The sequence below is a fragment of the Aromatoleum aromaticum EbN1 genome (assembly GCF_000025965.1).
Classification (GTDB): Bacteria; Pseudomonadota; Gammaproteobacteria; order Burkholderiales; family Rhodocyclaceae; genus Aromatoleum; species Aromatoleum aromaticum.
In genome coordinates, this window is the sequence record NC_006513.1 from 4,233,285 (window position 1) to 4,247,358 (window position 14,074).

Genomic DNA, 14,074 nt, shown 5'->3' on the forward strand with positions numbered 1-14,074 from the left:
CGGTGTCTGGGCGCTCGCGGACACCCCGAGCGGGGCCGGAATTTCTCCAGCTCCGAGCCTTGGCGCGTGAGGTGCAAGACTCAGCTCTCCTTGAAGGCGCGGTTCATGCTGTCGATGATCGGGTCGAAGAGGTAGCGCATGGCGCTGCGCTTGCCGGCCACGATTTCGACCTGTGCGAGCATGCCCGGGATCAGCAGGCCGCGCTCCACCTTGTCCAGTTCCTTCGCATCGATCTCGACCCGGGCCTTGTAGAAGGGGCGGCCCTGGGCGTGCTCGTCGCGGAAGGTGCTGCCCGATACATGCGTCACCTTGCCAATGAGGCTGAGATGCGAGCGCGCCTTGTAGGCGGTCAGTCGCACCCGCGCCTCCAGCCCCGCCCGCACCACATCGATGTCGTCGGGCAGGACGCGTGCCTCCACGACCAGGCGTTCAGCGACCGGCACGACATCCAGCACCGCGCCTCCCGGCGGCACGACGCCGCCGACCGTGGTGTAGCGCAGATCATTGACGATACCGTCCTGTGGTGCCACGAGGCGCTTGCGCGCCAGCCGGTCGCGCGCCACCGTCACTCGCTCACGCGCAGCCGCCGCGGCCTCCTGGGCACGGCGCAGTTCTTCCAGCAGCGTGCTCATCCAGTCATTCTTCAGCTTCGCGATCGCCACCTCGGTATCGGCCAGCCGCTGGCGCGATCGCGCGATCTCAGCCGAGTTTTCCGAGAGCCGGACGGCACTTTCGGCCTGCTGACCCTGCAGCTGCAGCAGGCGCGGGCGCGAGATGAAGTTCTTCTCGAACAGCCGCTGGTTCAGCCGGCTCTCCTCTTCGGCATTCGCCTGCAGCTCGTCCAGGGCTGCTCCCTTGCCTTCCCAGCTCTGCAGCTCGCGGCGGATGCCGTCGACGCGCACATTCAGACCGGCCTCTTCCTTTCTCAGCGCGTCCTGGCGCGATTCGAACAGGCGCACCTGCGCCATCACGCTCGGCGCAGCCGCCACCTCGGGCGCAGGCCGGTAGGGACGACCGTCACGCTCGGCCTCCAGTCGCTGCACCAGCGCCTCCTGCGCAGCACGATCGGTTTCGGCGATACCGAGCTGCGCGCGTGCCTCGGTATCCTCGAGCCGCACCAGTTCTGTTCCCGCTCTGACGGACTCCCCTTCGCGCACCAGGATCGCCTGGATGATGCCGCCTTCCAGATGCTGAACGGTCTTCACCCGCCCCGCCGGAATCACCTCCCCCTCGGCAATGGCGCCAGAATCGAGTTCGGCGAAAAAGCCCCATAGCAGCAGAAACCCGAAGAAGCACCCCGCGACCGCGTAGAAAGCGCGCGTATCGAAGCGGGTATCGGTCGGAACGACGGCCCTTTCCCGGTTCGCGCCATCAAACGCCGACACGTCTGACTCCCGGGACCGCCCGCGCTGCGGCCGGCCGCTGCAGGCGCGCGAGCACCTCCTCGCGTGGCCCGAAGTGCTGCACCTGCCCGTCCGCCAGCACCGCCAGCATGTCGACACGGGCGAGCACCGAGGGACGATGGCTGATCATGACGATCGTCGCGCCGCCCTCGCGGGCCCGGCCGACGGCCTGCAGCAAGGCGGTTTCGCCTTCGTGGTCCAGGCTCGCGTTGGGCTCGTCGAGGACGATCAGCCGCGGCTGCCGGAAAAGCGCTCGCGCCAGCCCGATGCGCTGGCGCTGTCCGCCCGACAGCGTCGTCCCACCGGCGCCGATCCGGGTGTCGTAGCCATCGGCGAGGCGAAGAATCATGTGATGGCAGCCGGCCATCTGCGCTGCTGCGACCACCTCGGCATCATCTGCCTGGCCGAAGCGCGCGATGTTGTCGCGGATCGACCCGGCGAAGAGCTCGACGTCCTGCGGCAGGTAACCGCAGTGCCGGCCGAACTCCGCCCGGTTCCAGGCGAACACGTCGGCACCATCGAGGCGTACCGAACCGGACACGGGCTGCCAGATGCCGCAGATCAGCTTGGCCAGCGTGGACTTGCCCGCAGCCGAAGGGCCGATGAGCCCCAGCCAGCAGCCCGGTTCGAGGGTGAAACTGATTCCCTTGATCGTCGGCTGACCGGCCCCAGGCGGCGCATAGACCAGGCGTTCGACACTGAGCTCGCCGCGCGGCACGGGCAGCGACATTGCCGATTCAGTGCGGGGAAAGTGCTCCAGTGCGGTATTGATGCGGTCGATCGCGGCCCGCGTCGACACGAGGCCTTTCCAGACCCCGATCATCGCCTCCAGCGGTGCGAGGCCGCGCGCCGCCAGGATGCCGGCCGCGACCATGACGCCGATAGTGATTTCGTCGTGGATCACGTACCACGCACCTGCAGCGGCAAGCAGCAGGTTGAGCAGCAGGCGTACTCCCTTCACCAGCCCGGACAGGTGCGCGGCCCGCTCGGCTGCCGCGCTCGCCAGGCTCATCGACTCGGTCTGGGCGACCTGCCAGGAGACCCGCATCGCGGTGCGCATCCCCATCGCCTCGACGACTTCGGCATTCTGCATCACGCCTTCGACGCGGCGCTGAGCATCGATACCGGCCTCGCCGGCCGCGCGCAACAGCTTGCCGGTCAGGCCGTCGGTGGCCAGCGCGAGCGCCACCAAGGTCACCATGCCCGCCAGCATCACGTTGCCCAGCCCCGCGTGCATCGCATACACGCCGACCAGGAAGACCGGGACCAGAGGTGCGTCGATCAGGCTCACCAGGCCCTGCGCTCCGGTAACGAACGAGCGCACCGTCTGCAGATCGCGCAGCGCCTGCGCCGAGGGTTCGGCCAGGCGCGCCGAATGGGCGATCGAGGCATCCATCAGGCGCGGCCCCAGCGCCAGCGCGTAGGCATTCCCCACCCGCAGCAGCATGCGGGCGCGAAGGGTATCGATCAGCGCCGACAGCGACAGGGCGACGGCGACGATCAGCGTCAGCAGCCACAGGGTATCGAGGCTGCGCGACGTCAACACCCGGTCATACACCTGGAGCGAATAGAGCGGCAGCGCGAAGATGAGCAGGTTGATGGCGATGCTGGCGACAGCCACGGTCACCAGCGAGCGACGGTCGATGCCTGCGAGCGCGGGGGAGCGCAACAACGTCGCGAGCGACTTAATCATCGAAGAACGGTCCGGGGTGGGATCCACGACGTCGGCCCGAATCGTACCGGTCGCGTGCGAGGGAAGTGCAAAGCCGCTCCCGCCGAGGTGTTTGCGCGCGGAGGATGGGCGGCGATCCGGGGCGAAGCGGCGATGCTCGCCCCGGCACGATCAGATGACGTAGAAGTCTGCGTGGGTGACTGCGAGTCCGGGGGTCAGCTGGGCGAACTGCTGGGCAGCCATCGCGCCGGTACCGTCGGCGTCGTAATAGAGGGCGCCCGTTTCGCCGTCGTAGATCACCCGGTCCGTCGCATCGTGCGCTTTCGTACCGGCATGGAAAGCAGCATTGCTCATGGCACCTGCAGCACGCAGGCCGGTGAAGATGCTGTTCTGCAGGTAGATCACATCGTCCTTCGGCGAGAAGTCGGTGATGCGGTCGACGGCGCCGACAAAGGGCGCGTCGAACACGAAGATGTCCGCTCCGGTTCCGCCGCTCAGCACGTCTGCGCCCGCTCCACCCCACAGGCGGTCGTTGCCGGTACCGCCGTCCAGCTGGTCGGCGCCCGCTCGGCCGTACAGTTTGTCGGCGCCGCCGAGGCCGAGGATCACGTCGCTGCCGGTCGTCCCCTTCAGCGTGTTCGCCCCCGACGTGCCGGTGATCGTGGCAGGCTGAAGCGTCGGCGCGGGTTCGGATGCCGTGGTGCCGCCACTGGCGACCGGGTCCACCAGGTCGAGTTTCACGTTCCGGGTGCCGATCGTCGCTTGCTGGGTCGTCGTAGCGAATCCGCTCCCGGAAAACGTCACGCTGTAGGTGCCGGCGGCCAGCCCGATGTCGTAACCCCCTGCTGCCGTCGTCGTCGTGGTCGTCACCGCTCCGGTGGTGCTGTTCCTGGCGCTGATGGTGATGTTGCCCAGACCTTCGCCGATGTCGTAACGCCGGTCGCCGTCCAGATCGTCGAAGGCGACACCGGTCAGGAAAGGGCTGGACGCGGTACGGGCGAAGTTCTGCGTGACGAACGCGCCCTCGTAGCTGCCGTATTGGCCGACCTCGAGACCGACGCCGATCTCGCGGTAGGTGTCGTTCAGCAGGTTGGCGCGGTGGCCAGAGGAATTCAGCAGGTTGGTGTGAAGTTGCAGCACCTCGTCCTGCAGCCCCGCAGGAGCGCGCGTGCTCATCCAGGCAATGTTCTCGGCCCACGCCCACGAGCCGCTGAACACGTAGCCCGCCGCCTTCATGCGCTCACCTGGACTCGATCCGCCTGCGCCGGTATGCGAGAAAGTATCGGTCGCGATCATCCATGAACTGTGCTTCTCGGCCGATTCGTTCAGATCGCCATCGAAGGCGAGCGGCTGGACGCCTACCCTGGCGCGTTCACTGTTGATGAGTTCGAGCATGTACTGCTCGTAGGCATTGGCTTGCGACATGCGTGCTGTCCTGATGTTATTCGATTCAAGGAGTCGGATGGTGCAGGCACTGCGCTCCCCTTTGGTGCCGCACCCGGGCGTTGTTCACAACTCTGCCCTCAAAACAAGGCGAGACATTAAACATGAGCTGTCCCGACCCTGCAACCCGCTGATCCGCTTGAAAAATGTAAGTAAGAGTGGCGAACGCCGGCTAATCGGTGAGCGACGGGCGTGGCGCGACACCGGCGTTCCGATGCAGGTTGCCCAATCGACTTGTCACGTTCCGGGAGCCCGGCCTCGATCCGCTATAATCCGCCTTTTGCCTTCAAGCCCCAGAGCACACCATGGAATTGGCCAAGAGTTTTGAGCCCGCGGCGATCGAAGCCCGCTGGTACCCGGAATGGGAATCGCGCGGTCATTTCGACGCCGGCCTCGACAAGTCGAACCCGAACGCGTTCTGCATCCTGCTGCCGCCGCCGAACGTCACCGGCACGTTGCACATGGGCCACGGCTTCAACCAGACGATCATGGACGCGCTCACGCGCTACCACCGCATGCGGGGCTTCAACACGCTGTGGCAACCCGGCACCGACCACGCCGGCATCGCGACGCAGATCGTCGTCGAACGCCAGCTCGACGCGAAAGGCGTCTCACGCCACGACCTCGGCCGCGAGAAGTTCGTCGAGAAAGTGTGGGAGTGGAAGGAATACTCGGGCGGCACGATCACACGGCAAATGCGCCGCCTCGGCACGTCGCCAGACTGGAAGCGCGAGCGCTTCACGATGGACGAAGGCCTGTCGAAGACCGTCACCGAGACTTTCGTGCGCCTCTACAACGAGGGCCTGATCTACCGCGGCAAGCGCCTCGTCAACTGGGACCCGAAACTCGGCACGGCCGTGTCCGACCTCGAAGTGGTGTCGGAAGAGGAAGACGGCTTCCTGTGGCACATCACCTATCCGTTCAGCGACGGGCCGGTCGGTGACTTGAAAGGCCTGACCGTCGCGACGACCCGGCCGGAGACGATGCTCGGCGACGTCGCGGTGATGGTGCATCCGGAAGACGAGCGCTACGCGCACCTGATCGGCAAGACCGTGCGCCTGCCGCTGTGCGAGCGTGACATTCCGATCATCGGCGACGACTACGTCGACCGCGAGTTCGGCACCGGCTGCGTCAAGGTCACGCCGGCGCACGACTTCAACGACTACGCCGTGGGCCTGCGCCACAATCTTCCGATGATCAGCATCCTGCGGCTCGACGCGCACGTCAGCGACGACGCTCCCGAAAAGTATCGCGGCATGGACCGCTTCGTCGCGCGCGAAGTCATCGTGCAGGATCTCGAGGCGCAAGGGCTCCTCGCCGGCATCAAGCCGCACAAGCTGATGGTGCCGCGCGGCGACCGCACGAGCGCGGTCATCGAGCCGATGCTGACCGACCAGTGGTTCGTCGCAATGACGAAACCTGGCGCGGACGGCAGGAGCATCACCGCGAAGGCGCTCGAATGCGTCGCGTCGGGCGAGATCCGCTTCTATCCGGAGAACTGGATCAACACCTACAACCAGTGGCTCAACAACATTCAGGACTGGTGCATCTCGCGCCAACTGTGGTGGGGCCACCAGATTCCGGCGTGGTACGCGGACGTCGAAGGCGACAGCCGCGTGTGGGTCGCGCACGACGAAGCCGAGGCAAAATCGCTCGCCGCGAAGGACGGCTTCACCGGCCGCTTGCGCCGTGACGACGATGTGCTCGACACCTGGTATTCGTCCGCACTATGGCCGTTTTCGACGCTCGACTGGACCGCGGAGTGGCCAGAGAAGTCGAACGACGCGCTCGACCTCTACCTGCCGTCGTCGGTGCTCGTGACCGGATTCGACATCATCTTCTTCTGGGTCGCCCGGATGGTGATGATGACGAAGCACATCACCGGCAAGATCCCGTTTCGCGACGTCTATGTGCACGGCCTGATCCGCGACGCGGAAGGCCAGAAGATGTCGAAGTCGAAAGGCAACGTGCTCGACCCGATCGACCTCATCGACGGCATCTCCGCCGACGAGCTCGCGAAGAAGCGCACCTTCGGCCTGATGAACCCGAAGCAGGCACAGAGCATCGAGAAGAAAACGCGCAAGGAATTCCCGGAAGGCATCCCCGCGTTCGGCACCGACGCGCTGCGCTTCACGTTCGCGTCGCTCGCGACTCCGGGGCGCGACATCAAGTTCGATCTGTCGCGCTGCGAAGGCTACCGCAACTTCTGCAACAAGCTGTGGAACGCAACGCGCTTCGTGCTGATGAACTGCGAAGGCCAGGACTGCGGCATCAGTGCCGCGGCCGGCAGCGCCGCGTGCAACACCGCGAACCTCGATTTCTCGTTCGCCGACCGCTGGATCGTGTCGAAGCTGCAGCGCACCGAAGCCGAAGTCGCACAGCACTTCAGGGACTACCGCTTCGACCTCGTTTCGAAAGCGGTGTATGAATTCGTCTGGGACGAATACTGCGACTGGTATGTCGAACTCGCGAAAGTGCAGATCCAGAGCGGCACTGAAGCGCAGCAGCGTGCGACGCGCCGCACTTTGCTCCGCGTGCTCGAGACCGTGCTGCGCCTCGCGCATCCGCTGATCCCGTTCATCACCGAGGAGCTGTGGCAGACGGTCGCACCGCTCGCCGGGCGCAAGGACACCGACAGCATCATGCTGGCCCGCTACCCCGAGGCGGACCTGTCGCGGCTCGACGAAGCAAGCGAAGCGAAGATCGCCGAGCTGAAGGCGATCGTAGGCACCTGCCGCAACCTGCGCAGCGAGATGAATATCTCGCCAGCCCAGCGCATGCCGCTCGTCGCCGCAGGCGAGGCAACGATACTCACGAGCTACGCGCCATATCTTGCCGGCCTTGCGCGACTGTCGGAGGTCGCCGTCGTCGACGAGATCGGCACCGACGAACTCGCTCCGGTCGCCGTCGCCGGCCGCTTCAAGCTGATGTTGCGCGTCGAAATCGACATCGCTGCCGAGCGCGAGCGCATCGCGAAAGAGATCGCGCGGCTCGAAGGCGAGATGACGAAAGCCGAGAGCAAGCTCGCCAACGAGAGCTTCGTCGCACGCGCCCCCGCCACAGTCGTGCAGCAGGAACGCGAGCGGCTCGCCAGTTTCGTTGCGACGCTCGAAAAACTGCGTCCGCAACTGGAAAAACTCGGCGCACGCTGAGCGGGCAACAGTCCCACACCAGGGGCCGCCTGCCGTCACTGAACAGCCCCTTTTTCATGGCCCCGAGAGGCGGCGATAGAAAAAGGGGCCGCGGAATCCTACTTGCGCCGCAGGAAGAATTCGAAAGCCCGATCGGCCGTCTCGCCCTGCTGCAGCAGATCATTGCCGGTCTGCTTCGCGAACGCCTGGAAATCCTTCACCGATCCGGGGTCCGTCGCGAGCACGCGCACCACCTGGCCCGGGGTCATTTCCGCGAGCATCTTCTTCGTACGCAGGATTGGCAGCGGGCAGGTCAGCCCGCGTGCATCGACTTCCTTGTCGAAATCCATCAGTCCCTTCCTCGTCGCATTCTCGATCGATCAAGCGCCGGATTCTAAAGGCTCGCCCCCCTTCGCGAAAGGCGACCTGCGCGCCTCATGAGAAAACGCCGCACCGCCCCAAGTTTTCTTGTTCCCCTCGGGGGGCGGAAACTGCAAAGCCGTTTCCTGGAGGCGCTCAGTTCCCCTCGCGCCTGTCGAGGCGGCGTTGGTGTTCCTCGGCTTTCAGCTCGCGCATCCGCGCATCGACGGCGGAAAGCTCGTAGAAGTCGCCGTCCCCGGCCCGCCGTGCGAGGTCGAGTTGCTCGATCGCCGCAGGCAGACTTCCCTGCAGCACGTACACTTCGGCCTGGGCGCGATGCTGCGCGGTGCGACGACCAAGCGCCGCCTCCGAGCGTGCGACGAGCGTCCACATGCGGTCATCATCAGTGCGACGCAGCGCGTCCGCACGCGCCATCGCGGCCGCCTCGTCGGCGCGGCCGGCCTGCAGCAAGGCATCGATCAGCGCGTAGCGCAGCGCGCGGCTGTCGGGGAATCGCGCCTGCGCCGCCTCGAGGATCTTCACCGCGGCGGCGGGGTCACGCGCCGCAAGCCGCAACTCGGCCGCGAGCGATTCGATGAACGGCGATGCGGGAGCGTCGCGCCGCACCACGTCGAGCGCCTTGGTCGCCTCATCGATCCGCCCGGCCGCGAGCAGCGCGCGCGCCAGACCGTAGCGCGCCGCGGCGTCGGCCCCGGGTTTCGCCGCCAGCGACTGGAATTCCCGCACTGCGTCGAGCGGCGCGGCCGCGGTGACGCGCAGCTTCGCCCGCACGAACCCGAAATCCTGCGAATCCGGCACCTGCCGATAGCGCATCTGCGCGACGCGGTTGCCCATGTCCGAAATCCGCTCGCCGGTCAGCGGGTGGGTGCGCAGGTAGCTCGGCGCATTGTTCTCATAGAAACGGCTCGCGCGTTGCAGACGCTCGAAGAAACTCGGCATGCCGCGCACGTCGTAGCCCGCCCCTTCGAGCGTCTGCAGGCCCAGGCGGTCGGCCTCGCGTTCGAAGTCGCGCGTGTAGCCGAGCTGCGACTGGATCGCCCCCGCCTGCCCGGCGGCGATCGCCGCCTCGCTGATCTGCGAATTGCTGCGCGCCGCGAGCACCGCGACGAGCAGCGACGCGAGCATCACCATGCTCGACTGGCTCTGCTTGCCGACCAACTGGGCAATGTGGCGCTGCGTCACGTGGGCAATTTCATGCCCCAGCACCGAAGCCAGCTCGGATTCCGATTCGGCCGCCAGGATCAGCCCGCTATGCACGCCGATGAAGCCGCCGGGCAGTGCGAAGGCATTGAGCGTTGCATCGCGGATGACGAAGAAGGCGAACTCCTGGTACGGCGCCGCGCTCGCCGTCACGAGGCGCTGGCCGAGGCGATCGACGTAGTCCTCGATTTCGGCGTCGTCGAGATAGGCGGCATCGCGGAAACGGATCTCGCGAATGATCGATTCGCCGATCCTGCGCTCGGCGAGCGGAGAAAGCTCGGACGCCGCGACGTCGCCGAGATCCGGCAGATCGGCCGCGTTCAGGCGCGGCATCATCGCGACGCACAGCAGCAGGATAAAAAGTCGTTTGATCATCGGGTGCTATGATACCCATCCACTTCCAACCGTTCCGCGCGGAATGTATCGCGCTATGGCCGCGACGCGCACAGAGCTCATGACCCAACCCGGCACGCCTCCGATCGTCACCCCGATCCTCACCCATTTCGACGCCGACGGACAGGCCCACATGGTGGATGTCGGTGACAAGCGCGAAACCCGTCGCGTCGCGGTCGCACAAGGCCGGATCACGATGCAGCCGGCCACTTTTGCGATGATCCAGTCCGGCACCGCGAAGAAGGGCGACGTGCTCGGCATCGCCCGTATCGCCGCAATCCAGGCCTCGAAGCGTGCAAGCGAGCTGATTCCGCTGTGCCACCCGATTCCGCTGACGCGCGTCGCAGTCGAGTTCATACTCGACGAGCCGGCCAGCTCGATCGCCTGCAGCGTGACCGCGGAGACCGTCGGACGCACCGGTGTCGAGATGGAAGCGCTCACCGCGGTCAGCGTCGCGCTGCTGACGATCTACGACATGTGCAAGGCGGTCGACCGCGGCATGCGCATGGACTGCATCCAGCTCGTCGAAAAACTCGGCGGCAAGTCGGGGCACTGGGTCGCCGGCAACGCCGGGTAGCCGATCCTTGCCGCCTTGTGCAGCGGCGGTGTGACTTCCCCAGGAAACGCGTTCCCGGGGACTGCGGATTTCGCCTCGGCCGCAATCGCGGCAACCGATACCCGAACCTTGCACGTTGACGATTCCGAACTAGAATAGGGGTGTGCCCCGCGTGGTCGGTCAAAGTCTTTCGGAGGCAGTATTTCGGAAAGACAAGCGTAATTGCAGACCGGCCATAACGCGGGGCTATTTCTTTGTCGCCGGCCGGAGATGCAGCTTCTGCTTCCGGCAAGCACGGCGACCGATGCTAAGGAAGTTTCCCCAGCCCGACCGCCCAAAGGTGGGCCGCAATCAACGCGCGCCACGGCGAGAATTCTGCAAGCCAGCGCTTCGCCTGTCCTTCGGTGACGCTGTCCGGGCAGTCGAGCACTGCCTGCAGGCTGCGGCGCACCACGACGTCGCCGTGCAGTGATCCATCCAGCCAGCCGAAACCTCTCAGCAGCGCGTAATCGATCGTCCATGGCCCGATGCCGCGCACTCGCATCAGGCGCTCGCGGATCTCGTCGACCGGCAGCGTCGCGATCCACGTATTGAGCGGCAGCTCGTCTTCGGCGACGAGACGGCCGAGCCTGATCAGCGTCTGCGCTTTCGCCTGCGAGAAACCAGCTGATCGCAGATCCGCCTCGTTCAACCCGGCCACCCGTTCTGCATCGGGATAGCAGGCGAGGCCGACCGAATGGCGCAGCCCGGCGACTTCGATCAGCCGGCGTCGTAGCGAGATCGCCGCCCGCACGCTGATCTGCTGCCCGGTGATCGCCCAACTGAGCGCTTCAAACGGACTCGCCGACAGCGGCACTCGCAGCCCGGGATGGCGGGCGATGAGCGGGCCCAGTTGCGGATGGTCGCGATAGGTCCGTTCGAACACCTCGACCTGCTGGGTCAGGCCCAGCATGCGCGGCAGCAACTGTGCGAGCGCCGCAGGTGCAGCGGCGCCCGGCGCCCCGTCGATCGCGAGTTCGGCGCTCGCCTGCGCGCTGTCGAAGCGGATCGTGAGGCATGCCGGGCGGCCTTCCCACACGACGCCTTTCTGCAGCGTTTGCCCCTCGACTCGTTCCGCAACTGCGAGCGGGTCGCGGCGATGGAAAGCGAGCACATCGTCGGTGCGGAAATCGGCCGGCAGCCCGACCTCGCAGGACACGGTCGCCGTCATCGCCCGGCCTCGCGATCGAGCAGCGCACGCTTGCGTTCGATCCCCCAGCGGTAACCCGACAGTTGGCCGTCGTTGCGCACTGCGCGATGACATGGGATCGCGACCGCGAGGAGGTTCGCGGCGCATGCCCCGGCCACTGCCCGGGCCGCTTTCGGCGCGCCGATTCGCCGCGCGATCTCGGCGTAGCTCGCTGTCTGCCCGGGCGGAATCTCCCGCAGCACCTGCCACACACGCTGCTGGAACGCTGTGCCGCGAATGTCGAAGGGCAGATCCAGCCTGAGCGCGGGAGATTCGACGAACCTCACTACGGTCGCGACAGTCCGCTCGAAATCGGCATCCCCGCTGATCAGCGCAGCATGCGGAAAGCGATCCTGCAGATCACGCGCGAGCCGCTCCGGATCGTCGCCGATCAAGATCGCGCACACCCCCGGCCCGCTCGCTGCGACGAGAATCGCTCCCAGCGAACATTCGCCGGTCGCAAACTGGATCTCAGCCGAGGTCACTGCCGCGAGCATTTCATGCTTTGTCGTCATGATCCTGAATTCTTTCCGCGATTCGCTGGCTAAAATCTACCCGTCACCGGGTAACGATACACTCCAGCCCTGGCTCTTGAACCCGGTGGACAGCGAAAACGTGGCACAGGTCCGCGCCGCCCGTCCCCTGACAGGTCGCTCTTCGAATCCGGCCCGGAGAATCGAACCCCCTGGCCGTGCGGCGCGACGTTCCGTGCTGTTGCTCGGCATTACATTACTTGTGAACCGATGGAGGAAGTACGGTGACGCAACGCAAGCGGGTTCTGTTCGTCTCCGAGACCGTCACGCTGGCTCACATTGCACGCCCCTATGCGCTTGCCCGCGGCCTTGATCCGACGATCTGGGAAGTTGTTTTCGCCTGCGCCGACAACTATCCCAAGCTCTTCCCCGACTGGCCGTGGCAGCGGGAGACGATCCAGTCGATCCCGCCCAGCGTGTTCATGAATCGTCTGGCGCGGGGCCGCCGGCTCTATTCGCTGGATACCCTGCGGCAGTATGCGCGCAAGGACCTCCGCGTGATCGAGACCGTGCAGCCGGACATCGTCGTCGGCGACTTCCGGCTTTCGCTGTCGGTCAGCGCCCGCGTCGCCGGCATACCCTACGTCGCGCTTACCAACGCATACTGGAGCCCCTACGCCTCGCGGCATCGTTTTCCGGTGCCCTGCCTGCCGATGACGCGCATCATCGGGCTGCCGCTCGCCACCGCGCTGTTCACGATGGCCCGGCCGGCGGCGTTCGCGTGGCACACCCTCCCGCTCAACCGCCTGCGCCGCGAATACGGGTTGCCGAGCCTCGGGCTCGATCTGCGCCGCGTCTACACCGATGCCGATGTCACACTCTACGCCGATGTGCCGGAACTCGTTCCGACCTCAGGGTTGCCGGACAACCATCGCTACATCGGCCCGATCGAATGGTCACCGCCGATCGCGATGCCCGAATTCACGTTACAGGATCCGGGCAAGCCCCTGGTTTACGTGACGATGGGCAGTTCAGGGGCGGGCGCACTCCTGCCGCGCATTCTGGATGCGCTGTCAGGCATCGACTGCCACGTCGCGGTCGCAACGGCAGGCATCCCGCTGCGCGAGATTCCGGCCAACGCGATGGTCGCCGACTATCTCCCCGGCGACCGCATGAGCGCGCGCGCGAGCCTCGTCATCTGCAACGGCGGCAGCCCGACGAGCCACCAGGCGCTCGCCCACGGCGTGCCGGTGCTCGGAATACCGTTCAACCTCGATCAGCATCTGAATATGGACTACCTGACCATCTATGGCGCCGGGCATGTGTTGCGACCGGAGAAAGCCACGGCAGCCGTGTTGCGGGCGGCCGCGAGGACATTGCTGCAAGACGCCACGATCCGGCACCGGGCCCGGGAGTTGGCCCGGATCATTCGGCGCCATCACCCTGCCGACACACTGGCCCGCACCATCACCGAAATCACCGAGGCGAATTCATGAGAAAAATATCGCTGCCGCAGATCGCGACCTTCGTCACGATCCTGTCGATTGTCCTGGCGCTGGCTGCGGGCACCGCGTGGGCAACTCTAGGGAGTCTGCCGTTGGGAGATTTCCGCGGCATCGCCGTCGTCGCAGCCGCGGCCGTCTTCCTGGTCGCCTATGGCATCACCGCGTACCGACTGTTCCTGTGGTTGTTGCCGTTGCCCGAAGGGGATATCCCGCGCGGTTCGCTGAGCGAGTTCATCTACCATGTCTATCTGCTGTTCTTCCTCATTCTCTTCTATCCGATCATGCGCAGCGGCGCCGTGCCGGTGCCCATCCTCCGCCTTATCTACCTTGCGCTTGGGGCACGCCTGGGGGAAAACACCTACAGTTCGGGAATCATCCTCGACCCGATCTTTGTCGAGATCGGCAGCAACAGCATCGTCGGCCAGTTCGCCCTGCTCGTCCCCCACGTCATCGAGGGCGACAAGCTTGCGCATTATCCAATCCGGATCGGCAATGATGTGACCATCGGCGCCCATTCCTGCGTGCTGGCCGGCGTCACGATCGGCGACGGCGCGATCGTCGCCACCGGCGCGGTAGTATCCAAAGGCACCCGCATCGGCCCTGGGGAGGTGTGGGGCGGCGTGCCCGCCCGGCGCCTGAAGGCGGGCGTCGGGCCGGATGAATGAACCCGGCTCTCGCCGCGTCGGGAT

11 protein-coding genes are annotated in these 14,074 nt (G+C 65.9%); 4 read left to right on the plus strand and 7 right to left on the minus strand.

Annotation, left to right across the window (positions count from 1 at the left end):
* Positions 1-80 precede the first annotated feature (80 nt).
* The 3 genes from EBN1_RS20195 to EBN1_RS20205 form a co-directional block, all read right to left on the minus strand.
* Positions 81-1,385 carry an HlyD family type I secretion periplasmic adaptor subunit gene (locus EBN1_RS20195; RefSeq protein WP_011239841.1) on the minus strand — a complete coding sequence of 435 codons (1,305 nt, stop codon included), beginning with the start codon at positions 1,383-1,385 and terminating at the stop codon, positions 81-83.
* A complete protein-coding gene (locus tag EBN1_RS20200) occupies positions 1,372-3,096 on the minus strand; it encodes a type I secretion system permease/ATPase (protein ID WP_011239842.1) in 1,725 nt (574 codons plus the stop codon). The genes EBN1_RS20195 and EBN1_RS20200 overlap by 14 nt, the downstream gene beginning before the upstream one ends.
* Before the next feature lie 150 nt (positions 3,097-3,246).
* Positions 3,247-4,500, minus strand: coding sequence for a CAP domain-containing protein (locus EBN1_RS20205; protein ID WP_011239843.1), 1,254 nt, complete (start codon positions 4,498-4,500; stop codon positions 3,247-3,249).
* A 323-nt stretch (positions 4,501-4,823) separates the two neighbouring features.
* Between EBN1_RS20205 and EBN1_RS20210 the strand changes: the two genes are divergently transcribed.
* Positions 4,824-7,670, plus strand: a complete 2,847-nt coding sequence (locus tag EBN1_RS20210; RefSeq protein ID WP_011239844.1) for a valine--tRNA ligase — start codon at positions 4,824-4,826, stop codon at positions 7,668-7,670.
* A gap of 98 nt (positions 7,671-7,768) precedes the next feature.
* Here the strand turns inward: EBN1_RS20210 and EBN1_RS20215 are convergent, their stop codons facing one another.
* Entirely contained in the window at positions 7,769-7,999 is a 231-nt protein-coding gene (locus EBN1_RS20215; protein WP_041646643.1) for a sulfurtransferase TusA family protein, read from the minus strand.
* Between the two features lie 166 nt (positions 8,000-8,165).
* A complete protein-coding gene (locus EBN1_RS20220; RefSeq protein WP_011239846.1) occupies positions 8,166-9,605 on the minus strand; it encodes a beta-barrel assembly-enhancing protease in 1,440 nt (479 codons plus the stop codon).
* A 79-nt stretch (positions 9,606-9,684) separates the two neighbouring features.
* Here EBN1_RS20220 and moaC point away from each other — a divergent pair, with 79 nt between their 5' ends.
* On the plus strand, positions 9,685-10,200 hold the full coding sequence (gene moaC, locus EBN1_RS20225) for a cyclic pyranopterin monophosphate synthase MoaC (RefSeq protein ID WP_041647712.1): 516 nt from the start codon (positions 9,685-9,687) through the stop codon (positions 10,198-10,200).
* Positions 10,201-10,486: 286 nt separating this feature from the next.
* Here the strand turns inward: moaC and EBN1_RS20230 are convergent, their stop codons facing one another.
* Both EBN1_RS20230 and EBN1_RS20235 read right to left on the minus strand, forming a co-directional pair.
* On the minus strand, positions 10,487-11,389 hold the full coding sequence (locus EBN1_RS20230) for a DNA-3-methyladenine glycosylase family protein (RefSeq protein ID WP_011239848.1): 903 nt from the start codon (positions 11,387-11,389) through the stop codon (positions 10,487-10,489).
* Positions 11,386-11,922 (minus strand): methylated-DNA--[protein]-cysteine S-methyltransferase, encoded by a 537-nt coding sequence (locus tag EBN1_RS20235; protein WP_011239849.1) that lies wholly within the window; start codon positions 11,920-11,922, stop codon positions 11,386-11,388. Before EBN1_RS20235 ends, EBN1_RS20230 begins: the two co-directional genes overlap by 4 nt.
* 242 nt (positions 11,923-12,164) lie before the next feature.
* Here EBN1_RS20235 and EBN1_RS20240 point away from each other — a divergent pair, with 242 nt between their 5' ends.
* Together EBN1_RS20240 and EBN1_RS20245 are read left to right on the plus strand one after the other, a co-directional pair.
* On the plus strand, positions 12,165-13,376 hold the full coding sequence (locus EBN1_RS20240) for a glycosyltransferase (RefSeq protein ID WP_011239850.1): 1,212 nt from the start codon (positions 12,165-12,167) through the stop codon (positions 13,374-13,376).
* Entirely contained in the window at positions 13,373-14,050 is a 678-nt protein-coding gene (locus tag EBN1_RS20245) for a DapH/DapD/GlmU-related protein (protein ID WP_041646644.1), read from the plus strand. Before EBN1_RS20240 ends, EBN1_RS20245 begins: the two co-directional genes overlap by 4 nt.
* The last annotated feature ends 24 nt before the right edge of the window (positions 14,051-14,074 follow it).

Excerpts from the sequence above, each read along its gene's own strand:
- EBN1_RS20230 (WP_011239848.1), bottom strand. The coding sequence starts at position 11,389 with ATGACGGCGACCGTGTCCTGCGAGGTCGGGCTGCCGGCCGATTTCCGC.
- EBN1_RS20220 (WP_011239846.1), bottom strand. The coding sequence starts at position 9,605 with ATGATCAAACGACTTTTTATCCTGCTGCTGTGCGTCGCGATGATGCCG.
- EBN1_RS20245 (WP_041646644.1), top strand. The coding sequence starts at position 13,373 with ATGAGAAAAATATCGCTGCCGCAGATCGCGACCTTCGTCACGATCCTG.
- EBN1_RS20205 (WP_011239843.1), bottom strand. The coding sequence starts at position 4,500 with ATGTCGCAAGCCAATGCCTACGAGCAGTACATGCTCGAACTCATCAAC.
- EBN1_RS20215 (WP_041646643.1), bottom strand. The coding sequence starts at position 7,999 with ATGGATTTCGACAAGGAAGTCGATGCACGCGGGCTGACCTGCCCGCTG.
- moaC (WP_041647712.1), top strand. The coding sequence starts at position 9,685 with ATGACCCAACCCGGCACGCCTCCGATCGTCACCCCGATCCTCACCCAT.
- EBN1_RS20235 (WP_011239849.1), bottom strand. The coding sequence starts at position 11,922 with ATGACGACAAAGCATGAAATGCTCGCGGCAGTGACCTCGGCTGAGATC.
- EBN1_RS20200 (WP_011239842.1), bottom strand. The coding sequence starts at position 3,096 with ATGATTAAGTCGCTCGCGACGTTGTTGCGCTCCCCCGCGCTCGCAGGC.
- EBN1_RS20210 (WP_011239844.1), top strand. The coding sequence starts at position 4,824 with ATGGAATTGGCCAAGAGTTTTGAGCCCGCGGCGATCGAAGCCCGCTGG.